Genomic DNA, 18,698 nt, shown 5'->3' on the forward strand with positions numbered 1-18,698 from the left:
CACACCGTTGGCGGCGGTGGGTTATCAGTTGTCGGGTGTCGGTCTTCCCGCTCGCGCTCCACCCCGGGCCGGCTCACTCGCCGCCGGAGAGGAACCGTTCGGCCGCTGCGAGGCAGTCGGGCTCGTCCGCGACCGCGGAGAACCCCTCGACCAGCCGCGCGCGCTCGTCGGGGTCTGCTGAGGCGGCCCGCACGTACCGCTTCACCAGCGCCACCGAGGGCCCGGGCACCGAACACACCGCCTCGGTCAGCTCCGCGACGGCGTCGTCGAGCTCGGAGTCCTCGACGAGGCGGTTACACAGCCCCCACTCTCGGGCCGTCTCGGCGTCGATGGGCTCGCCGGTGAGCGCGAGTTCGAGCAGTCGCTTGCGGCCGCACGCCTCGCCGACGCGCGCGACGGCGTAGGGCGGGTACGCGCCGATCGTGGCCTCCGGGAGCGCGAACGCCGCGTCGGCGGTCGCGACCGCCAGATCCGCCGCGGCGACGACCTCGAAGCCGCCCCCGTACGCCGGCCCGTCGACGGCGGCGATGACGGGCACCTCGACCTGCTCGGGGCCGAACAGCGCGTCGTACAGCCGCGTCGCCAGCGTCGCCGGGGCGACCTCCTCGCCGAGTCCCGCGACCGAGGCGATGTCGTCGCCGGCGCAGAAGGCGTCGCCGGCGCCGCGGAGCACGACGACGCGCGCCTCCTCGGCGCCGCGGTCGAGCGCCTCCCGGAACTCCGCGAGCCCGTCGAGGGTCAGGGCGTTGCGCTTCTCCGGGCGGTCGAACGTCACCGTCGCCACCTCGTCGGTCAGGTCGTAGCGGATCACGCGCCCCTGTTCCGGGCGGGACACGAAAAGCGAGGGGGCGCGTCGCGGGCGTCGAACGGCCGTGGGGAACAACGGACGGCCGTCGCACGAGGCGGCGACGGACGCGAAGGGCGGTCGCTCACTCCGGCAGGAGCGTCGAGACGCGGGCGTTCTCCTTCAGTCGGAGTCCGACGGTCTCACGGGTCCCTCCGGCGTTATCGAAATCGACGTCGCCGGCGCCGGAGGCCGTCCGACTCACGGTCAGGGGAACCGGCGGGAGCGACGCGGTCCGGAGGGTCGGGTGGGTCGCGCCGCGCGCGACGAGTTCCGTCCGAGGCTGGAGCGTGACCGTGTCATCGCCGGACAGCGACTCGTTCAGGGTGACGAGGTACGTCCCCGGTTCGAGGTCCCACCAGCCGTAGTCGTCGTCGGGGTCGCGCTTCTCGGGCTCGATCGTCGCGAACGACGCGTCGGCGAGTTCGCCGCCGCCGAAGTCGACGGCGCCCGGGTCCGCTATCTCGTGGACGCCGGCGAGCGTCAGGTCGATGCCGGGTCCCTCGGTCTGGGTTTCCTCGTGGACGATGTCGTCGAGGCGGTCGATCAGTGACATGGCTGGCGGGGTTGTTGTCGCGGGCGAAGGAAGAACGCGGCGGCGGCCCCGCCCGAGGTGCCGCGCGGGCGACGGTCAGCCGCGACGCCGGGCCATGAACGCCGCACCGAGACACACCGCGGCGGCCGCGGCTCCGATTCCGAAGCCCGGACCGGTGGTCTCGGTGGTCGTTTCGGGAGTACCAGTCCGGGTGACGGCAACGTCGTCGGCGACGACCTCCCCCTCCGCCTCGGCGATCGTCGACCCGTCGTGGACGACGGTCACGGAGAACGTGTCGCCGGGGGCGTGCTCTGAGAAGTCGAACGTGGCGGCGACGGTCCCGTTCTCGCCGGTGCTGACCTGCCGGCTCCTGAAGAACCTCGGCGCCGTGTCCCCGGTCGACTGCACCCGGACCGAGGCGTTCTCGCCGGCGTCGAGGTCGGTCGTCCCGGTGACGGTCGCGTCCTCGACCGCGTGAACGCGAACGGTCTCGTTCACCGTCGAGAGGGAGGCGTCGGACGCGCCGGCGGCGGCGCCGGTCAGCCCGGCGACCGCGATCAACAGTACGGCGATAGCTGCGACTCGTCTGTGTGTGGAGGGCCTCATCCGTGTCCGTCGCTGGCGGCGGCGACGTACTAATCGTATCGGAGACGAAGAAACTCGTTTTCGTTATCAGGTCACACGGGGTCGGTGGGTCACGCCGCCGTCCTGTCGAGGCGGTCGCTCGCGTCGCTCGCTCCCGTCGTTCCTGGGCGGCTCGGCATAGAGACCTCGCCGCCGCCCTGTCGAGGCGGTCGCTCGCGTCGCTCGCTCCCGCCTCGCTCTAATCGTCGGCGGGGGCGGCGTCCTCGATCGCGGGCACGTCGATCTCGCCGGCGTCGAGTTCGGCCTCGATCTCGCGGGCGGCCTGCACCAGGTTCTCCATCTTGCCGTAGGCGGCCTCCCGGGGGAGCAGTTTCAGCCCGCAGTCGGGGCTGACGGTGAGCTTCTCCGGGGGCACGACCTTCAGGCCCTGCCGGATGTTCTCCTTGATCTCCTCGACCGACTCCACCTCGGCGACGTGGGCGTCGACGACGCCGAGGGCCAGATCGGGCGCGAACTCTCCGTCCGCGAACGTCTCGATCTGCTCGTAGTCGTCGTTGCACAGCTCCACGTCGAACTCGTCGATCGGGTAGTCGTTGATCTCGGGGTAGACGCGCGAGTAGTCGCCGTAACAGACGTGGAGGCCGATTCGGACCTCGTCGTCGATGTCGCTGACGATGCGCTCCAGGCACTCGCCGACGATGGCGTGGTCGTCCGGCGTCGTCGCCAGCGCGGGCTCGTCGATCTGGATGTAGCGAGCGCCCGCCTCGACGAGTTTCTCGATCTCCTCGTTCACCAGGTCCGCCAGGTCGTACGCCAGCGCCTCGTCGTCGTCGTACGCCTCGTTGAACGCCCAGTTGGCGAGGGTGTACGGGCCGGTGATCGGCACCTTCACCGGGCGCGAGGCCACGTCGTCGACGAACTCGAACTCGTCGACGAGCCACGGCTCGTCGTACTCGACACCCTCGACGACCGACGGCTTGTCGAAGTAGTTGTGGCCCCACACCTTCACGGGGCCGTTGAACTCGTAGCCGTCGATGCGCTCGGCGAAGAACTCGACCATCTCCTCGCGGCGCATCTCGCCGTCGACGACCGTGTCGAGGCCGGCGCGCTCGTGCTCGTGGGTGATGACGCGACAGGCGTCGTCGGTCGCCTCCGCCCACTCCGCCTCGCCGAAGGAGTGCTCGTCGTCCTCGAAGTGGTCGCGCGCGCGGTTCAGCCACTTGGGTTTCGGGTACGAGCCGACGACGGTCGTCAGCAGGAAGTGGTCGCTGTCGTGCCCATCGGGACGGAACTGCTCGCGGTTCTCGGGGTTCCGGCTCATGCTTCCACCTCCGTCTCCGGGGCGTCGGCGTCGCCGGCGGCGATCTCTGCGGCCTCCGCGAGCACCGACAGCTTCGCCCGATGCTTGTTCACCGGCAGGTAGAACGTCTCGGTGTTGGGCGTAACGTAGGTGGTCTCGAACGTCTGTGCGGGGATCTGGTCGTGGACCCAGTCGACGCGCTCGGCGACCGTCTCCGGGTCCTCGACGAGGGTGTTCTGCCCGTCGACGAGCCCGAGCGCGATGTCGTCAGCCGTGCCGAGTTCGTTGATGCACTCCAGGTTCACGTCGCGGTCGGCGGCGACGAAGTCGAAGCCGACGGCGTCGACATCGGCGTCCATGAGGTGGGCGTACGCCTTCTCCTCGAAGGCCTCCCAGTACGTCTGGACGACCACGTCGGCGTCGGTCGCGCCGGCGACGCGGTCGATCGTCTCGCTCGCGAGCTCGTTCAGGTCGTCGCCCGGCGCGTTCGTCACGTAGGAGGGTTCGAGCAGGAACAGCGTCTCGTGGGCGGGGAACGCCGCGACCTCGCCCGCGAGGAACTCGCCGACGGCGTCGAGGAACTCGGCCTCGTCCCCGTAGTGTTCGTCGCTCGCGAGGTCGGCGAGGGTGTACGGTCCCGGGAGGACGGCCTGGAGCGCGTCGCCGTCGCCCAGGAGGTCGGCGGCCGCCGAGAGTTCGTCGGCCACGTCGCCGGAGGCGGTCAGGTCGCCGACGACGCGCGGATCGCGGTAGAAGTTGTTGTTGTCGTAGTACCGCACGATCCCGCCCGTTTCCACGCTGTCGTGGACCGTGAGCGGGTGCGCGAGCATGTCGTCCCAGCGACCCTGGCCCTCGACGATCCGGTCGAGGCCGGCGTCGCGCTGGTCGGCGACGAACTCCGCGCGAACGTCGCCGTACGCGTCGGCGACGGCGGCGTCCTCGTCGCCGTCGATGAGGTCGTGTTTCTGGTGGCCCTTCAGGTCGGAGAGGTCGTCCTTCGCCCAGTCCGGGAGCGGATACAGCCCCGGGGTGGTGGCGACTACGTCGGTCATCGACAGTGGCTACGAAATGCCGACGCATAATACTTCTTGTTCGGATAAATGCTCAGTAGTTATCTCGCGTGCTCCCGGTGTCGCAACGCGAGGATCGAGAGCGTCTCGAAGGGGTACGACTCCTCCGCGACGGTCTCGGCGTCGAACCCGCGGTCGACGGCGTACTCGACCACGTCCGCGAAGCCCGTCAGCGACGAGACCAACAGCAGCGCGACGCCGTCGGGAGCCAGCGCGCGCGGCAGGTCGTCGAGGAACGGCTCGATGAGGTCGCGGCCGGACTCGCCGCCCGACAGCGCCACCTCCTGCCAGTCCTCCCACTCGTTGTCCGGGTCCGTCGGGAGGTACGGCGGATTGAACAGGACGGTGTCGAGCGCGCCGTCTCGAAACGCCGCGAGCAGATCAGCGCGGACCGCTTCGACGCCGCGGTCGCGGGCTCGCCGGCACGCGTGGGGGTTCACGTCGCTGCCGAGCACTCGGGTCGCGTCGCCCTCGCGTCGCACCCGATCGGCCACCCATCCCGACCCGGTTCCGACCTCCAGCGTCACGCCGCGGGCGTGCTCGACGGCCGCCTCCGCGAGCAACCCGGAGTCCTCCGCGGGCTCGTAGACGGGCGCGTCGAGCCCCCTTCGCTCGGCGAGCGCATCGCGGGTGTCCCCGGGATCGGCCGCCCCGGTGGTATCGGGCGAGTCGTCGTCCTCAGGCATCGTCGCCCCCGGACGACGCCTCGTCCGCTGCGGCGCCGTCGGTCTCGACGTCACCCGACGACGCCTCGTCCGCGGCATCGGGGGAAACGGCGCTGGTGGTGACCCCACGCCTGTCGGAGTCGGGGCGCCCGGACAGCTCGCGCTGCGGGAAGGGGATCTTGATGCCGGCGTCGTCGAACGCTCGCTTCACCGCGACCGTCACCCGCGTGCGGGCCTTCCACATCTTCCGGGCGCTGGGATTGCTGATGTAGAAGCGCAGGCGCATGCCGATCGCGGAGTCGTCGAACCCCGTGAGCACGGCGTGGGGCTCCGGCGGCGACAACACGAGGTTGTGGTCCCGCATCGCCTCCTCGGCGACCTCGATGGCCTCCTCGAGGTCCGTGTCGTAATCGAGGGCGACATCGACGTTCAGGCGGAGGCGACCCTTCCTGGAGCGGTTGACCACGTCGGTGTCGGTGACGAGGTCGTTGGGGATCATCACGTACTCGTCGTCGAACGTCCGGATCTGGGTGTTGACGATCGTGATGTCGGTGACGACGCCCTCCTGGTCGCCGATCACGACCCAGTCGCCCAGCTCGAACGGCCGGGAGAACAGGACGACGAACCCGGCGAGCACCGCCCCGAGGGTCTGGCGGGCGGCGAGCCCGAGGACGATGCCCGCGAACCCGGCGCCGACGAGGAGGCTCCCCGGATTGACCCCCCACACCGCGAACACGACGATAAGCGAGATCACGTACACCGAGACCTGCACCACGTGGTGGGCGATCTCGCTTTGGTGGTCCGACAGCGCGCTCTGCTCGCGTCCGATGTTTCGGATGGCCCGCTTGGTGACGCGGGTGATCAGGGTCGCGCCGGCGAGGATCCCGACGGTCAACACCGTCCGGGCGACGTTGCGGCCGGCGAACACCTCGCCCGGGAGCGCGGCGCCGACGAGCGACACCCCGCGCCACACGACGATGACGAACAGCCCCAACGACGCCACCGTCGTCGTGACCACCGCCGCCTGCGCCGACTCGACCAGCAGATCGCGGTCGTCGAGGCGCTCCTTGAGAGCGGGGCCCGCCCGGCGGACGGCCGTTATCACGGCCACCAGCAGCAGGATCGCGAACACCGTGGCCGCGATCTGCGCGCCGGTCGTCGGGACCGCCGACTGGATCCACGAGACGAGGTCGGTCGCGGTCGACGCCGCGGCGTCGCCGCCGGGGACGCTCGGCGTCGCCGTGCCGCCCACCGGCTGTGTCGTTCCGTTCTGTGTCACTGTCCCGGACCGATCTCGCTCGTCTCGTGTGCCGATTCGGCCAGCTCGGCGAACGCCGTCGGCGGGAGCTCGCCCGGCCGCTTCGAGAGGGTGTCCTCGTCGACGGCGTCGACGACCGCGTCGGCGTCCGCCAGCCCCGAGATGTGCGCCGTGTTCCGGATCGCGTTGCGGACAGTCTTGCGCCGCTGAGTGAACAGGGCCTTCACGAACCGCAGGAAGAACGCCTCGTCGTCGACCTCGTAGTCGGGCGCGCGCGGGACACAGCGGACGACCGCGCTCTCGACGCGCGGCTGCGGGTCGAACGCCTCCGGCGGGATCCGCTCGACGATCTCAACGTCCGCGTAGTGCTGTGCGGACACCGAGAGGCGGCCGTACTCGGACGTCCCCGGCTCGGCGACCATGCGGTCGGCGAACTCCGCCTGAAACATCAACACGAGCGGCCGCCCGAGCGGGAGCAGGCGGAACACGATCTCCGAGGAGACGCCGTACGGGAGATTCGAGACGGACGCGGTGAACTCGGGGAGCTCGACGTCGAGTGCGTCACCCTCGAGCACGTCGAGCCGGCCGGCGTCGACGGCCTCCGTGAACTCTTCGCGGAGGAACGCCGCGAGTTCGGGGTCGCGTTCGACGACCGTCACCCGGTCGGCGGCCGCGAGCAGGCGGTCCGTGAGCGCGCCCGTTCCGCCGCCGATCTCCAGGACGTGCGATCGGTCGGCGTCCCCGGGGAGGTACCCGGGAAGCCGGTCGAGCACGCGGTCGTCCACGAGGAAGTGCTGGTCGCGGTCGGGGTCCCCCCGGACCCCGGCGCGCCGCCGGAGGTCGTCCGGATCGCGGAACTCCGGGGTAGCGTCGGTCATTACCCCCCGTTGACCGTCGGCGGCGGTAAATCCGTCCATTCGGTTCGAGCGGCGGACCCGGCCCGCGGGAGGGAGTCGGCGGTCGGACGGGAACGGCGGTCGGACGAGAACGGCGGTCGGACGAGAACGGCGGTCGGAAGCGAACGCCGGTCAGATCACTTGTTCGCCGTCGGCGCGTCGACGCCGACGAAGATGCGGTACTTCAGGTCGTCGTCGCGCAGCTCCTCCATCACACGCTCGACGAGCTTCTCCTTCGGGCTGTGGAGCCCCGACACCCGCTCGCTCAGGTCCTCGAACGACTCGAAGGGGCCGCGCTTGCGCGCGTCGAGGACGTTGTTGCGCAGTTTCTTCCCGATCCCGGGGAGGAGGTTGAGCTGGTGGAGCCGCAACGAGATCGGCTCGGCGTCGTTGTAGAAGTCGACGAAGCGCCGTTCGTCGGCCTCGATGATATCCTCGACCACGTACTCCAGCTCCTGGCTCGCGCCGCGGTTGAGGTCGTCGTAGCCGACACGGCGCGCACGCTTGATGCCTGCTGCGGTTTCCGGCTCGATCTGCACTCGGTCGTCGATGCCGAACTCGGCGTCGTCGGTCAGCTCGAACTCGAACAGCCGGAAGTCGCGCTCGTCGAGCCCGTACGCCACCGCCGGGCGCCGGTGCTGGGGCCGGTCGTCGTCCGCGCGCCCGTGCGGGAGGTACTCGAGGACGTACGCGTAGACGGCGTCGTCCTCGATGCCCTCGGCGTCGTCCGCGCGGCCCTCGGGCTCGGCGGCACTCTCGTCGACAGCGTCCGTCGCGTCGGGTGGGTCGCTCGCCGTCTCGGGATCGCGCTCGTCGGTCATGCCCCGTGATAGGTTGCCGGAGGTGATAAAAGGTCGTCGCCGTCGTCGCGTTCCGACGACCAGAAGGGCCGCGAGGCGGCGTCGCCGAGTCGAGGGTCGCGTTACGCGTACTTCGCGACGACGTCGAGGATCGCGTCGAGCTCGTCGCCGTCGAGGGCGTACCGTTCCTGGGCGTACACCGCACGGACCTCCGTCCGGTCGCGCGGGAGCAGGTCGGCGATCTTGTACGCCTGCGGCTCGTCGACCTTCTCCAGTTCCAGCAGCTCCTCGACGAGTTCGAGCGACTCGTCGGCCTCGAGGAACGCGAACCGGTTGACGTGGTCGACCGCGCGCGCCAACTCGTAGCGCATCTCCCGGTCCTCGTCGGTCGCGCGGTCGGCCTCGACCGAGCTGAGCAGCTCCTTCGCCTCGGAGACGGTGAGGTACTCCTCGCTCAGCTTCTCCTTGAAGATCGTCATCGGGTCTACTCGGTCTGGGCCTTCAGGTGCGCGGGCTTGGCGAGGATCGTCTTCGTTTTGCCGCCGTCGACGATCTCGACCTTGAAGGCGGCGCCCTGCTTGCCGACGACGGTGCCGGTGTGGCCGTTGAAGCGGGCGTGGAAGCGCCCGTCGTTGACCGAGGGGTCCAGCTTCAGGTGGACCTTCTGTCCCTCGTCGAACTCGGCGATGGCGCGCTGGGGCGGCGAGGTGCCGCGGTCACGGGGGTCGTTCGAGAGCTTTCCGCGCGTGCTGTGAAGGGGTCCGTTCGAACTCGGCATAGTCGTGCGCACGTCTTCTCCTGTCGCGGGTATAAATGGTGCGTTCCGCGGGCCGGTTGAGTCGAGTTCACACGCGGTCGTCGCGGCCGCGCGGACCACACTGGGAGGCCGACGCGCGCGGATCGTTCACGCCCCGATGTACTCCTCGTTGATCTCCCACTCGCCCCGGTCGTTCTCGACGAGGTACTCGCCGTAGTAGGGGACACGGTCGGCGACCACCTCGCGGAACGCCTCGCGGACCTCGGGTTTCGTCATCTCGCCCATCGACTTGAGGTCGTCATTGCGGTTGAGACAGCCTTTGAGATACCCCTCGTGGGTGACGCGGACGCGGCCGCAGTTGGCGCAGAAGTCGTCGTTCTCGACGGGGTCGACGATCTCCACCATCCCGAGCCCCGCGGCGTCCGGCGATTCCGCGGACGCCGCGTCGGCGTCGCCCACGTAGTAGCGCTTGCGGTCGTGCATCTCGCGGTGCTCGACGCGGACGGCGATGTCCGACAGCCAGTCGTGCACGCGCTGGATGTCGATGTTCCACTCGGGCTTCCCGGTCAACTCGGGCATGTACTCGATGAGCTGGAGCTGGAGGCCGTCGTTCTCGGCGACGTGCTCGACCATCCCCTCGACGTAGCCGGCGGTGTGCTCGAACACGACCATGTTCAGCTTCACCGGGTCGAGGCCGGCGTCCACTGCACAGCGGACGCCCTCCAGCACCTGCTCGTAGGCCCCCGATTTGGTGATCTCCGCGAACGCCTCGGGGTCGAGCGCGTCCTGTGAGACGTTGACGCGGTCGAGGCCGGCGTCGACGAGGTCCTCCGCGCGGCCGGGCAGGAACGTCCCGTTGGTCGTCATCGAGGTCTCCATCGAGTCGGGCGTGCGCCGGATGATCTCCTCCAGGTCGTCCCGGAGCATCGGCTCCCCGCCGGTGAACTTCACCGCGTCGACGCCGAACTCGGCGGCGACCTCCAGGAAGCGGACCACGTCGTCGGTGGACATCTCGTCGTCCTGCGGGTCCATCGGCCCGCGCGTGTCCCCCAGCCCCTCGTTGTGACAGTAGACGCAGTCGAAGTTGCACCGGTCGGTCAGCGAGACGCGCACCCCGGTCACCTCCCGCCCGAAGTCGTCGACCAGCGGTGTCGGCATTATGTACCAACCTTCGTTCGAGCGTACTTGAACGTGTGGGACGATCGGGGGTGAATGTAACCTCGAAACGTTACATTCGACGTATCTAGGTAGATACAACGATCGCGCTGGGCCGGCGAGAGAGTGCCACGTGGGAAACCCTTATTCGGAGCGCTCGCCGACGGCAAGCCATGGACGAAGCCGCCGTACGCGAGCGACTCTCGGGCGTCGAGGACCCCGACCTCGGGGAGGACATCGTCTCGCTCGGCCTGGTGAACGCGGTACAGGTCGACGACGAGGACGGCGTGATCCGGGTGTCGCTGGCGCTGGGGGCGCCGTACGCGCCGAACGAGACGGCCATCGCCGAGGGCGTCCGCGACGCGCTCGCGGACGCCGACTACGCGCTGGACATCTCCGCGAACGTGGAGTCGGACCTCTCGGAGGGCGAGGAGGTGCTCCCGAACGTGAAGAACGTCATCGCCGTCGCCTCCGGCAAGGGCGGCGTCGGGAAGTCGACGGTCGCGGTGAACCTCGCGGCGGGGCTCTCACAACTGGGCGCGCGCGTCGGCTTGTTCGACGCGGACATCTACGGGCCGAACGTGCCGCGGATGGTCGACGCCGACGAGGCGCCACACGCGACCGACCAGGACACGATCATCCCGCCCCAGAAGTACGGGATGAAGCTGATGAGCATGGCGTTCCTCGTCGGGGAGGACGACCCGGTCATCTGGCGCGGCCCGATGGTCCACAAGCTGCTCACGCAGCTCGTCGAGGACGTGGAGTGGGGCGCGCTCGATTACCTCGTGCTCGACCTGCCGCCGGGGACCGGCGACACGCAGCTCACGATCCTCCAGACGCTGCCGCTCACGGGCGCGGTCATCGTCACGACGCCGGAGGACGTGGCCCTCGACGACGCGAACAAGGGGCTGCGGATGTTCGGCAAACACGACACGAACGTGCTCGGCATCGTCGAGAACATGTCCGGGTTCGTCTGCCCGGACTGCGGCTCCGAACACGAGGTGTTCGGGAAGGGCGGCGGCAAGCAGTTCGCCGCCGACAACGACCTCCCGTTCCTCGGGGGGATCCCGCTGGACCCGGAGGTCCGCGCGGGCGGCGACGGCGGCAAGCCGGTCGTGCTCGACGACCAGCCCGGCGAGGTCGGCGACGCGTTCAAGATCGTCACGGAGAACGTCGCGAACAACGTCGGCGTCGTCCAGCGCCGGACGGTGAGCCGACGCGCACAGGGCAACTCGCCGACGCAGTAACGGCTCGGGCGGTCGCTATCGGCCGTACCGGCGCGTGACACACCAGTTTTCATGAGTGTCTGACGGAGTCGGAAGGTCATTAGCGTCGGGACCACAGAGGCCGAACATGGCCGACGACGACGATCGCCTCCCCGAGGACCTCCGGGAGGACGACGACCCCGACTGGCAGCTCGCGCCGGACTCCGACGAGGAGTTCGTCGCCGACGCGGAGACGCGGGAGTTCCTTCGAACGGTCGCCGAGGACGTCCGGGGCGACTCCGGCGAGTCGAAACAGCTCTCGGCGATCCTCTATCGCGTCTCGGACCTGTACGACCCCGACGAGGACACCTCCCCGGAGGAGATCTATCTGAACGTCAGACGGATCATGCAGATCAAGGAGCGGGGCGGACTGAGACGGGAGTAGTCGCAGGGTGGACGTATGACGGGTCTCACCGTACGACCGGCGGAAGGGTCGGACGCGGCCGCGCTCGTTCGGGTGTATCACAGCGCGTACCGAGAGAACCGGGAACTCGGGTTCCCCATGAAAGCGGAGTCGGTGGCCGAGGCGGAAGTGCGCGAGTGGATCCGCGACCACACGGTCCTCGTCGCCGAGGACGGAGACACGGTCGGGTGCGAGGCCGACCATGTCGACGAAGTGATCGCCGGGGTCAGGCTCGAAGCGACCGGGGAGGACCGCGTGAAGCTCAGTCGCCTCGGCGTCCACGAGGGGTGGAAGGGCCAGGGAGTCGGCGGACAACTGCTCGATCGTGCCGAGGACCGGATCCGAGAGCACGGCTACGGGACGGTCTGGTTGACGACGCCCCCCGAGCATCCGTTCCTCCCGGACTTCTACCGGGATCGCGGCTACGAGAAGACCGGAGATCACCCGCTGGATTTCAGGGAGTACGACGAGATCGTCCTCGAAAAACGGCTCGACTAGCGTCGCGGAGGCGGTGCCGCCGGGAGCGCGGAAACGGTACGGAGTCACCGGCGCACCCGCCGCGATCGAGGGACGTCAGGCACGAACGGACCGAGCGAGGAGGATCCCCCTAAAAGAGGTTCATTGGAACGTCCGACCCATCTCCGCCTCCTGCTTGTCGCGGGCCTCGCGGTTCCGGAACCGCTGTTCGATCTCCTCGTAGCGTTCCTTCGTCTCCTCGGTGACGGAGGGGTGGACCTCCTCCAGCGCCTGCTCGAAGTGCTCCATCGTGACGCGGACGTTGCCGACGGAGTCGTCCACCTCCTCGGGCGACACGGAGTTGATGAACTCCCGCGAGGCGTTCATCGACGCCTCGCGACAGACGGCTTCGATGTCGGCGCCGACGTATCCGTCGGTCTTGCGCGCGAGCGTGTCGAGGTCGACGTCGTCGGCCAGCGGCTTGTGTTCGGTGTGGACCCCGAAGATCTTCCGGCGCCCCTCCTCGTCGGGGACGGGCACGTGGACGTGGCGGTCCAGGCGACCCGGACGCAGCAGGGCGTTGTCGATGAGGTCCGGCCGGTTCGTCGTCGCGATGACGACCACGTCCTCGAGCGTTTCGAGGCCGTCGAGCTCGGTCAGCAGCTGGGAGACGACGCGCTCGGAGACGCCGGAGTCGCCGGTGTTGCGGCCGCGCTCGGTCGCGATCGCGTCGATCTCGTCGAAGAAGATGACGGTCGGCGCGTTCTCGCGGGCCTTGCTGAAGATCTCGCGGACGCCCTTCTCGGACTCGCCGACGAACTTGTTGAGCAGTTCGGGCCCCTTCACGGAGATGAAGTTGGACTCGGATTCGTTGGCGACGGCCTTCGCGAGCAGCGTCTTCCCGGTGCCCGGCGGGCCGTACATGAGCACGCCCTTCGCGGACTCCATGTCCATGGCCTCGAACACCTCCGGGTAATCGAGGGGCCACTGGATCGTCTCGCGGAGGCGTTCTTTCGTGTCCTCCAGGCCGCCCACGTCGTTCCACGTCACGTCGGGGACCTCGACGAACACCTCCCGCAGCGCGGAGGGCTCGATCCCCTTGAGCGCCTCCTTCATGTCGGCGCCGGTGACCTGGATCGACTCCAACACCTCGGCGTCTATCTCGTCCTCCTCCAGATCGAGCTGCGGGCGGATCCGCCGCAGCGCGTTCATCCCGGCCTCCTTCGCCAGGCTCTCGAGATCGGCGCCGACGAAGCCGTGGGTCGTCTCGGCGTACTCCTCGATGTCGACGTCGTCCGACAACGGCATGTTCCGCGTGTGGACCTGCAGGATCTCGCGGCGTCCGTCGCGGTCCGGGACACCGACCTCGATCTCGCGGTCGAAGCGGCCGCCGCGCCGGAGCGCGGGGTCGATGGCGTCGACGCGGTTGGTGGCGCCGATGACCACGACCTCGCCGCGCTCCTCGAGCCCGTCCATCAGCGACAGCAGCTGGGCCACGACGCGGCGTTCCACGTCGCCGCCGGCCTCCTCGCGCTTGGGCGCGATGGAGTCCAGCTCGTCCATGAAGATGATCGCGGGAGCGTTCTCGGCGGCCTCCTCGAACACCTCGCGGAGCTGCTCCTCGGACTCCCCGTAGTACTTCGACATGATCTCGGGGCCCGAGAGCGTCTGGAAGTCGGCGTCGATCTCGTTGGCGACGGCCTTCGCGATGAGCGTCTTCCCGGTGCCCGGCGGGCCGTGGAGGAGCACGCCCTTCGGGGGCTCGATGCCGAGGCGCTTGAACAGCTCCGGGTGGCGCATCGGCAGCTCGATCATCTCGCGGACCTGTTCGAGCTCGTCGTCGAGCCCGCCGATGTCCTCGTAGGTCACGTCCGGTGTCTCGGCGCCGCCGCCGGCCGCGCCCTCTGCGATCTGCTCGGCCGGCTTCTCGGAGATATCCACGTCCGTGGAGTCGGTGATGACGACGGTTCCGGAGGGGTTCGTCGAGGCGATCTTGAGCGGAACCGCCTGCGAGCCGCCGCCCATCAGCCCCAGCCCGAGCGGGAACCGGATCGTCTGCCCCTGGGTGACCGGCTGTCCGGAGAGCTTGTCGCGGATCATCGAGCCGATATTGCCGCGGACACCGAACTGCTGGGGCAGCGCGATCGTGATCCGCTCAGCGGGCTCGACCTCGGCCGGCTCGACGGTCACGCGGTCGTCGATCCCGACGCCCGCCTCCTGCCGGAGCTGGCCGTCGATCCGGACGATACCCGTGTTGTCGTCCTCCGGGTACCCCGGCCACACGCGGGCGATACCGGTCGAGTCTCCCTCGATGCGGATGTAATCGCCGCCCGAGAGGCCGAGCTCGTCGGCGGCGACCCGGTCGATCGCGGCGAGGCGACGCCCCGCGTCCTTCTGTTTCAGGGGTTTGACCGTGAGCTTCATGCGTTGATCCCGATCGTGAGTACGCCGTTCTCGATGTCAACACTTGCGGCCGGGCCGGGGAGATCGAACTCGAACTCCTCGTCCTCGTGGCCGTCATCACCGGCGATCACGACGATCGCGGTCCCGTCGACCGTGTCGACCGTCACGTCCTCGTCGGCGGCGTTCAGGTCCGCAGCGATGACCGTCCCGTCGTCGTAGTCGTACCGGCGGAGGAACCGTTCGCGCCGGTCGACGGAGGTGCGTTGATTCATTTGTCCTAACAACAAGTAACACACTCGAATATATAAATCTTTCTCCAATGAATCGCAGTAGGGCGTAGCGTATCCTAGTTTACGGTCGATTTGCAGTTCGAGATACAGCCGTCGTCGTCACCGCGCTCCCCCGGCCGATTTATGCCCCCACCCGCGCGAGACACCTACATGAACACGGTGACCCATCACGGCCGGGAGACGGCGTATCGGACCCGCGGCGGGGCGGCGGAGGGGCCGGGGCTGGTGTGCGTGCACGGTAGCGGAGGAACGAACGACGTGTGGACGGGACAGTCGCGGCTCGCGGATCGGACGCCGGTGACGGCGATGGACCTCAGCGGACACGGCGACAGCGACGATGTCAACGCCGAGCCCGGACCGGAAGCGCTCGAGGCGTACGCCGACGACGTGGTCGCGGTCGCGGACGCCACGGACTCCTCGGTGCTCGTGGGGAACTCCCTCGGCGGCGCGATCGCGATGTGGGTCGCGCTCGAACGCGACCTCGCGCTCGACGGACTCGTTCTGACGGGGACGGGAGCGAAGCTGGCCGTGCTCGACGACCTGCTCGTGTGGCTGCGCGACGACTTCGACCGCGCCGTCGAGTTCCTTCACGAGCCCGACCGCCTGTTCCACGACGCCGACGAGGACGCGCTCGACCGCTCCCGTGCGGCCATGCGCGACGCGGGCCGCGCGGTCGTCGAGCGCGACTTCCGCACCTGCCACGAGTTCGACGTGCGCGACCGACTCGGCGAGATCGACGTTCCCGCCCTCGCGGTCGTCGGCGAACACGACGGGCTCACGCCGCCGCGCTACCACGAGTACCTCGCCGAAGAGATCCCCGAGTGTGAGCTCGCGGTGCTCGACGACGCCGCCCACCTGGCGATGATCGAGCGACCGGACGCGTTCAACGACGCCGTCGCGACGTTCATCGACGGGTTGTAGCGACCCCGCACGCGGCCGGGTCGATCGGCCGACCCGCGACCGGCGAACGTTCAAATACGATACCGGCTCCAACGGTCCCGTGCCGAACTGAGCCGCTCGGGTCGTTCAGCGGATGTGCGACTCACCGGCCCGAGCGCGACACGAGTCGCCTGTCAGCCCGAGCCACTCCGATGGGCCGTCAGTACACGTCGTCGACGTCGTCCTCGACGTGGCTGTGTTCGTCCGCCGGGAACTCCCCGCGCTCGACCTCGCGCTTGTACGCCTCGACGGCCGAGGCCATCTCCCCCCGGAGGTCTGCGTACTGCTTGGAGAACGGCGGCGACCACTCGTCGAGGCCGAGCACGTCGGTGATCACGAGCACCTGCCCGTTCGTGTCCGGTCCCGCCCCGATCCCGATCGTCGGGATGTCGAGCGCCTCCGTCACCTGGGCCGCGAGGTTCGCGGGGACGTGTTCGAGCACGAGCGAGAACGCGCCGGCCTCCTCGTGCTCGCGCGCCAGCTCCAGCAGCTCCTCGGCCGCGTCCGGGTCGGTGCCCTGCCGTTGGTAGCCGCCGAGCTGGTTCACGTGTTGGGGCGTTAGCCCGAGGTGCGCCATCACCGGGATCCCGAGCTGTGCGAGCCTGCGGGTCAACTCGACCGTGTGCGGCCCGGACTCGATCTTCACGGCGTCCGCGTCGGCCTCCTTCAGCATTCGACCGGCGTTCTCGATGCTCTCGGCGTCGTCGACTCCGAAGGAGAGGAACGGCATGTCGGCGACGACGAGCGCGTCCTCCGTGGCGCGAGCGACGGCTCCGGTCCGGCTTTGCACCTCCTCGAGCGTGACGGGGAGCGTCGAGTCGTGACCGAGCACCGCGTTGCCCATCGAATCCCCGACGAGGATCACGTCGATCCCGGCGTCGTCGATGACCGCCGCGGTCGGCGCGTCGTACGCCGTCAGCATCGTGATGGGCTCGTCGCCCGCCCGATCTCGGAGCTCGCGCGTGGTTACCATGCCCGGGGTATCGACCGCCGACCGGATTAATCGGTGCGATCCCGGCGACCGCCGACGTCCGCGGGCGTCGGTCGGCACCCCTCGGGTCGCCACGACGGATCGACACGGCTTACCCGGTCGCCTCGAACCTCGGACCGTGCCCGAGCGCGTCGAGTCGACCGATCCGGATGGTGTCGATTACGGGTGGGTGATGCAGATGACGTTCGTCGTCACGGTGACCGCCGGCGCCGTGCTCGTCGCGGCGCTGTCGGCGTTCGTGACGCTCCCCACCTGGGGTGCGCGCGCGAGCTTCGCGATCCGAGTCGGCGCCGTGATCTGGATCGTGACCGCGCTGGCCGCCTACTACTACGAGAGGAACGTCCGGGCCGAGTGAGCGGCGGCGCTCCCTCCGGCGACGTTACACCCACCGGAAGTCGACGCCCGCGCGCCGCGCGGTCACGGCGTCACGTTCGGAGTCGCCGACGAACAGCGCCCCCTCGGTATCCGCGCCCAGATCCCGAAGCGTCGCGACCAGCGGCTCGGGGTCCGGCTTGTACGTCGCCAGCGAGTCGCGGCCGACGACCGCCCCGACGTGGGGGGTCAGGTCGTGGCGGTCCAGCGCCGTCCGACACGCGGCCTCGCAGTTGAGCGAGCACACCCCCGTAGGGACCGACAGCGGGAGGTGATCCGCGTGCGGGAACCGCGTCGACGCCGCGGCGCCGCGCGTCTCGTGGTCCGCGAGCACCGCCTCAAGCTCCGGGCGGAGTCCGGCGTCGTCCGCCCGTTCCAACAGCCCCCACAGGTCCGCGCCGGCGGCGTCGTGGCCGTTGCGCTCGAACAGGCCGATCGCGTCGGTCGCGGCCGCGTCCCAGTCGACCGCCAGATCGACCAGCGTGCCGTCGAGATCGAACACGACGGCCTCGTAGTTCGCGTACGCACCGGTCACGGGACTACAACAGCTCCCGGGCGATGATCGTCTTCTGTATCTCCGTCGTCCCCTCGTAGATCGTCGTGATCTTCGAGTCGCGGTAGAACCGCTCCACGTCGAACTCGCTCATGTAGCCGTAGCCGCCGTGGATCTGAACGGCCTCGTTGGTCACGTCGACGGCCGACTCGCTGGCGAAGTACTTCGCCATCGACGCGGCGAGCCGGGGATCCTCGCCCGCGTCGGACTGACGCGCGGCCTCCCGGACGAGCAGCCGCGACGCCTGCACCTTCGTCGCCATCTCCGCGAACGTGTTTCGCACCGCCTCGATCTCGGCGATCGGGGAGTCGAACTGCTCCCGCTCGTGGGCGTACTCGCGGGCCTCGTCGAAGGCGGCCTGCGCGAGGCCGACCGCCTGTGCGGCGATCGCGATCCGGCCGCCGGTGAGCGTCTCGAACGCCGCGGACAGGCCCTTCCCCTCCTCGGTGAGTCGGTACCGCTCGGGAACGCGAACGTCCGAGAACTGCATCCCGACCGTATCGGAAGCGCGCAGACCGAGCTTCTCCTCCCGCTTGCCGACCTCGACGCCGTCGAAGTCGGCGGGGACGAGGAACTGGGTGATCGAGCCCTCGTCGTCGGCGTCGGTCTTCGCGAAGACGATGTAGACGCCGGCGCGCTCGCCGTTCGTGATCCACTGTTTCTCGCCGTTCAGAACGTATCCATCCCCGTCCTTGTCGGCGGTTGTGGTCATCTCCGCCGGGTTCGACCCCGCGCCGGGTTCGGAAAGGCAGAAGGCGCCGACCGGGCGGCCGTCGACCATCTCGGGTAGCCACTCGTCCTTGACGGCCTCCGAGCCGAAGTTCGCGATACAGGAGGTCGCGAGGCAGTGGACCGACAGGGCGGTCGCGACGGCGAGCTGTCCGTACGCGAGCTCCTCGTTCACGATCGCGTACGTCGAGCGGTCGGCGTCGAAGCCGCCGTACGGCTCCGGGACCGTCAGCCCCGTGAGATCGAGGTCGGCCAGCTTGTCCCACGCCTCCTCGGGAAACTCCTCCGTCTCGTCGGCCTCCCGGGCGCCCGGGCGGAGTTCCTCGACGGCGAACTCGCGTACAACCTCGCGGATCGCGCGCTCCTCGTCGTCCAGCATCGACGGGGAATTCGCGTACGCGTCCGCGTTCGCGTGTGCCATGTCGGTGGCTT

Annotated in this window: 22 protein-coding genes; 5 read left to right on the plus strand and 17 right to left on the minus strand. The window is 69.3% G+C overall.

Annotated features, from left to right (window positions below; translation table 11 throughout):
* Positions 1 to 73: 73 nt before the first annotated feature.
* From K6T36_RS01250 to moaA, 12 genes are all read right to left on the minus strand, one after another.
* Positions 74 to 811 carry an enoyl-CoA hydratase/isomerase family protein gene (locus tag K6T36_RS01250; protein WP_222922246.1) on the minus strand — a complete coding sequence of 246 codons (738 nt, stop codon included), beginning with the start codon at positions 809 to 811 and terminating at the stop codon, positions 74 to 76.
* Positions 812 to 929: 118 nt separating this feature from the next.
* Positions 930 to 1,400, minus strand: coding sequence for a dCTP deaminase/dUTPase family protein (locus K6T36_RS01255; protein WP_222922247.1), 471 nt, complete (start codon positions 1,398 to 1,400; stop codon positions 930 to 932).
* A 75-nt stretch (positions 1,401 to 1,475) separates the two neighbouring features.
* Positions 1,476 to 1,985 (minus strand): BGTF surface domain-containing protein, encoded by a 510-nt coding sequence (locus K6T36_RS01260; RefSeq protein ID WP_222922248.1) that lies wholly within the window; start codon positions 1,983 to 1,985, stop codon positions 1,476 to 1,478.
* Positions 1,986 to 2,202: 217 nt separating this feature from the next.
* Positions 2,203 to 3,285 carry a methionine synthase gene (locus K6T36_RS01265; RefSeq protein WP_222922249.1) on the minus strand — a complete coding sequence of 361 codons (1,083 nt, stop codon included), beginning with the start codon at positions 3,283 to 3,285 and terminating at the stop codon, positions 2,203 to 2,205.
* Positions 3,282 to 4,316 carry a 5-methyltetrahydropteroyltriglutamate--homocysteine methyltransferase gene (locus tag K6T36_RS01270; protein WP_222922250.1) on the minus strand — a complete coding sequence of 345 codons (1,035 nt, stop codon included), beginning with the start codon at positions 4,314 to 4,316 and terminating at the stop codon, positions 3,282 to 3,284. The genes K6T36_RS01265 and K6T36_RS01270 overlap by 4 nt, the downstream gene beginning before the upstream one ends.
* A 59-nt stretch (positions 4,317 to 4,375) precedes the next feature.
* On the minus strand, positions 4,376 to 5,020 hold the full coding sequence (locus K6T36_RS01275; protein WP_222922251.1) for a HemK2/MTQ2 family protein methyltransferase: 645 nt from the start codon (positions 5,018 to 5,020) through the stop codon (positions 4,376 to 4,378).
* Positions 5,013 to 6,278, minus strand: coding sequence for a mechanosensitive ion channel family protein (locus K6T36_RS01280; protein ID WP_222922252.1), 1,266 nt, complete (start codon positions 6,276 to 6,278; stop codon positions 5,013 to 5,015). Before K6T36_RS01280 ends, K6T36_RS01275 begins: the two co-directional genes overlap by 8 nt.
* Positions 6,275 to 7,135, minus strand: a complete 861-nt coding sequence (locus K6T36_RS01285) for a 16S ribosomal RNA methyltransferase A (RefSeq protein WP_222922253.1) — start codon at positions 7,133 to 7,135, stop codon at positions 6,275 to 6,277. Before K6T36_RS01285 ends, K6T36_RS01280 begins: the two co-directional genes overlap by 4 nt.
* A 155-nt stretch (positions 7,136 to 7,290) precedes the next feature.
* Entirely contained in the window at positions 7,291 to 7,974 is a 684-nt protein-coding gene (locus K6T36_RS01290; RefSeq protein WP_222922254.1) for a DUF655 domain-containing protein, read from the minus strand.
* A 101-nt stretch (positions 7,975 to 8,075) separates the two neighbouring features.
* Positions 8,076 to 8,432: an RNA polymerase Rpb4 family protein gene (locus K6T36_RS01295; protein ID WP_222922255.1), complete on the minus strand. Its 357-nt coding sequence runs from the start codon at positions 8,430 to 8,432 to the stop codon at positions 8,076 to 8,078.
* A gap of 5 nt (positions 8,433 to 8,437) precedes the next feature.
* Positions 8,438 to 8,731 (minus strand): 50S ribosomal protein L21e, encoded by a 294-nt coding sequence (locus tag K6T36_RS01300; protein WP_222607686.1) that lies wholly within the window; start codon positions 8,729 to 8,731, stop codon positions 8,438 to 8,440.
* Positions 8,732 to 8,857: 126 nt separating this feature from the next.
* On the minus strand, positions 8,858 to 9,868 hold the full coding sequence (gene moaA / locus K6T36_RS01305; RefSeq protein ID WP_222922256.1) for a GTP 3',8-cyclase MoaA: 1,011 nt from the start codon (positions 9,866 to 9,868) through the stop codon (positions 8,858 to 8,860).
* A gap of 170 nt (positions 9,869 to 10,038) precedes the next feature.
* Here moaA and K6T36_RS01310 point away from each other — a divergent pair, with 170 nt between their 5' ends.
* The 3 genes from K6T36_RS01310 (at position 10,039) to K6T36_RS01320 (ending at position 12,031) form a co-directional block, all read left to right on the plus strand.
* Positions 10,039 to 11,112, plus strand: a complete 1,074-nt coding sequence (locus K6T36_RS01310) for an Mrp/NBP35 family ATP-binding protein (RefSeq protein WP_222922257.1) — start codon at positions 10,039 to 10,041, stop codon at positions 11,110 to 11,112.
* A 106-nt stretch (positions 11,113 to 11,218) separates the two neighbouring features.
* The gene (locus K6T36_RS01315) at positions 11,219 to 11,515 is read left to right on the plus strand and encodes a DUF7976 family protein (protein ID WP_222922258.1); all 297 of its coding nucleotides are present in this window, start codon (positions 11,219 to 11,221) and stop codon (positions 11,513 to 11,515) included.
* Between the two features lie 15 nt (positions 11,516 to 11,530).
* The gene (locus K6T36_RS01320) at positions 11,531 to 12,031 is read left to right on the plus strand and encodes a GNAT family N-acetyltransferase (protein WP_222922259.1); all 501 of its coding nucleotides are present in this window, start codon (positions 11,531 to 11,533) and stop codon (positions 12,029 to 12,031) included.
* 120 nt (positions 12,032 to 12,151) lie between these two features.
* On the opposite strand, the gene K6T36_RS01325 is transcribed toward K6T36_RS01320, so the two are convergent.
* Both K6T36_RS01325 and K6T36_RS01330 read right to left on the minus strand, forming a co-directional pair.
* Positions 12,152 to 14,413 carry a CDC48 family AAA ATPase gene (locus tag K6T36_RS01325; RefSeq protein WP_222922260.1) on the minus strand — a complete coding sequence of 754 codons (2,262 nt, stop codon included), beginning with the start codon at positions 14,411 to 14,413 and terminating at the stop codon, positions 12,152 to 12,154.
* Positions 14,410 to 14,664: a DUF7127 family protein gene (locus K6T36_RS01330; RefSeq protein WP_222922261.1), complete on the minus strand. Its 255-nt coding sequence runs from the start codon at positions 14,662 to 14,664 to the stop codon at positions 14,410 to 14,412. Before K6T36_RS01330 ends, K6T36_RS01325 begins: the two co-directional genes overlap by 4 nt.
* A gap of 168 nt (positions 14,665 to 14,832) precedes the next feature.
* On the opposite strand from K6T36_RS01330, the gene K6T36_RS01335 reads away from it, so the two are divergent.
* A complete protein-coding gene (locus tag K6T36_RS01335; protein WP_222922262.1) occupies positions 14,833 to 15,603 on the plus strand; it encodes an alpha/beta fold hydrolase in 771 nt (256 codons plus the stop codon).
* A 178-nt stretch (positions 15,604 to 15,781) separates the two neighbouring features.
* Here the strand turns inward: K6T36_RS01335 and panB are convergent, their stop codons facing one another.
* Positions 15,782 to 16,594 carry a 3-methyl-2-oxobutanoate hydroxymethyltransferase gene (gene panB / locus K6T36_RS01340; protein ID WP_222922263.1) on the minus strand — a complete coding sequence of 271 codons (813 nt, stop codon included), beginning with the start codon at positions 16,592 to 16,594 and terminating at the stop codon, positions 15,782 to 15,784.
* Positions 16,595 to 16,730: 136 nt separating this feature from the next.
* On the opposite strand from panB, the gene K6T36_RS18835 reads away from it, so the two are divergent.
* The gene (locus K6T36_RS18835; protein WP_345778298.1) at positions 16,731 to 16,967 is read left to right on the plus strand and encodes a DUF5822 domain-containing protein; all 237 of its coding nucleotides are present in this window, start codon (positions 16,731 to 16,733) and stop codon (positions 16,965 to 16,967) included.
* Between the two features lie 24 nt (positions 16,968 to 16,991).
* On the opposite strand, the gene K6T36_RS01350 is transcribed toward K6T36_RS18835, so the two are convergent.
* Both K6T36_RS01350 and K6T36_RS01355 read right to left on the minus strand, forming a co-directional pair.
* A complete protein-coding gene (locus K6T36_RS01350) occupies positions 16,992 to 17,519 on the minus strand; it encodes an HAD family hydrolase (RefSeq protein ID WP_222922264.1) in 528 nt (175 codons plus the stop codon).
* A 4-nt stretch (positions 17,520 to 17,523) separates the two neighbouring features.
* The gene (locus K6T36_RS01355; RefSeq protein WP_225935154.1) at positions 17,524 to 18,687 is read right to left on the minus strand and encodes an acyl-CoA dehydrogenase family protein; all 1,164 of its coding nucleotides are present in this window, start codon (positions 18,685 to 18,687) and stop codon (positions 17,524 to 17,526) included.
* Positions 18,688 to 18,698: the final 11 nt, after the last annotated feature.

The organism is Halobaculum roseum (assembly GCF_019880245.1).
Taxonomy (GTDB): Archaea; Halobacteriota; Halobacteria; order Halobacteriales; family Haloferacaceae; genus Halobaculum; species Halobaculum roseum.

Bases quoted from the DNA above. Each gene is read 5' to 3' on its own strand.
- K6T36_RS01255 (WP_222922247.1), bottom strand. From the start codon at position 1,400: ATGTCACTGATCGACCGCCTCGACGACATCGTCCACGAGGAAACCCAG.
- K6T36_RS01260 (WP_222922248.1), bottom strand. From the start codon at position 1,985: ATGAGGCCCTCCACACACAGACGAGTCGCAGCTATCGCCGTACTGTTG.
- K6T36_RS01265 (WP_222922249.1), bottom strand. From the start codon at position 3,285: ATGAGCCGGAACCCCGAGAACCGCGAGCAGTTCCGTCCCGATGGGCAC.
- K6T36_RS01270 (WP_222922250.1), bottom strand. From the start codon at position 4,316: ATGACCGACGTAGTCGCCACCACCCCGGGGCTGTATCCGCTCCCGGAC.
- K6T36_RS01275 (WP_222922251.1), bottom strand. From the start codon at position 5,020: ATGCCTGAGGACGACGACTCGCCCGATACCACCGGGGCGGCCGATCCC.
- K6T36_RS01285 (WP_222922253.1), bottom strand. From the start codon at position 7,135: ATGACCGACGCTACCCCGGAGTTCCGCGATCCGGACGACCTCCGGCGG.
- K6T36_RS01290 (WP_222922254.1), bottom strand. From the start codon at position 7,974: ATGACCGACGAGCGCGATCCCGAGACGGCGAGCGACCCACCCGACGCG.
- K6T36_RS01295 (WP_222922255.1), bottom strand. From the start codon at position 8,432: ATGACGATCTTCAAGGAGAAGCTGAGCGAGGAGTACCTCACCGTCTCC.
- K6T36_RS01300 (WP_222607686.1), bottom strand. From the start codon at position 8,731: ATGCCGAGTTCGAACGGACCCCTTCACAGCACGCGCGGAAAGCTCTCG.
- moaA (WP_222922256.1), bottom strand. From the start codon at position 9,868: ATGCCGACACCGCTGGTCGACGACTTCGGGCGGGAGGTGACCGGGGTG.
- K6T36_RS01310 (WP_222922257.1), top strand. From the start codon at position 10,039: ATGGACGAAGCCGCCGTACGCGAGCGACTCTCGGGCGTCGAGGACCCC.
- K6T36_RS01315 (WP_222922258.1), top strand. From the start codon at position 11,219: ATGGCCGACGACGACGATCGCCTCCCCGAGGACCTCCGGGAGGACGAC.
- K6T36_RS01320 (WP_222922259.1), top strand. From the start codon at position 11,531: ATGACGGGTCTCACCGTACGACCGGCGGAAGGGTCGGACGCGGCCGCG.
- K6T36_RS01325 (WP_222922260.1), bottom strand. From the start codon at position 14,413: ATGAAGCTCACGGTCAAACCCCTGAAACAGAAGGACGCGGGGCGTCGC.
- K6T36_RS01330 (WP_222922261.1), bottom strand. From the start codon at position 14,664: ATGAATCAACGCACCTCCGTCGACCGGCGCGAACGGTTCCTCCGCCGG.
- K6T36_RS01335 (WP_222922262.1), top strand. From the start codon at position 14,833: ATGAACACGGTGACCCATCACGGCCGGGAGACGGCGTATCGGACCCGC.
- panB (WP_222922263.1), bottom strand. From the start codon at position 16,594: ATGGTAACCACGCGCGAGCTCCGAGATCGGGCGGGCGACGAGCCCATC.
- K6T36_RS01355 (WP_225935154.1), bottom strand. From the start codon at position 18,687: ATGGCACACGCGAACGCGGACGCGTACGCGAATTCCCCGTCGATGCTG.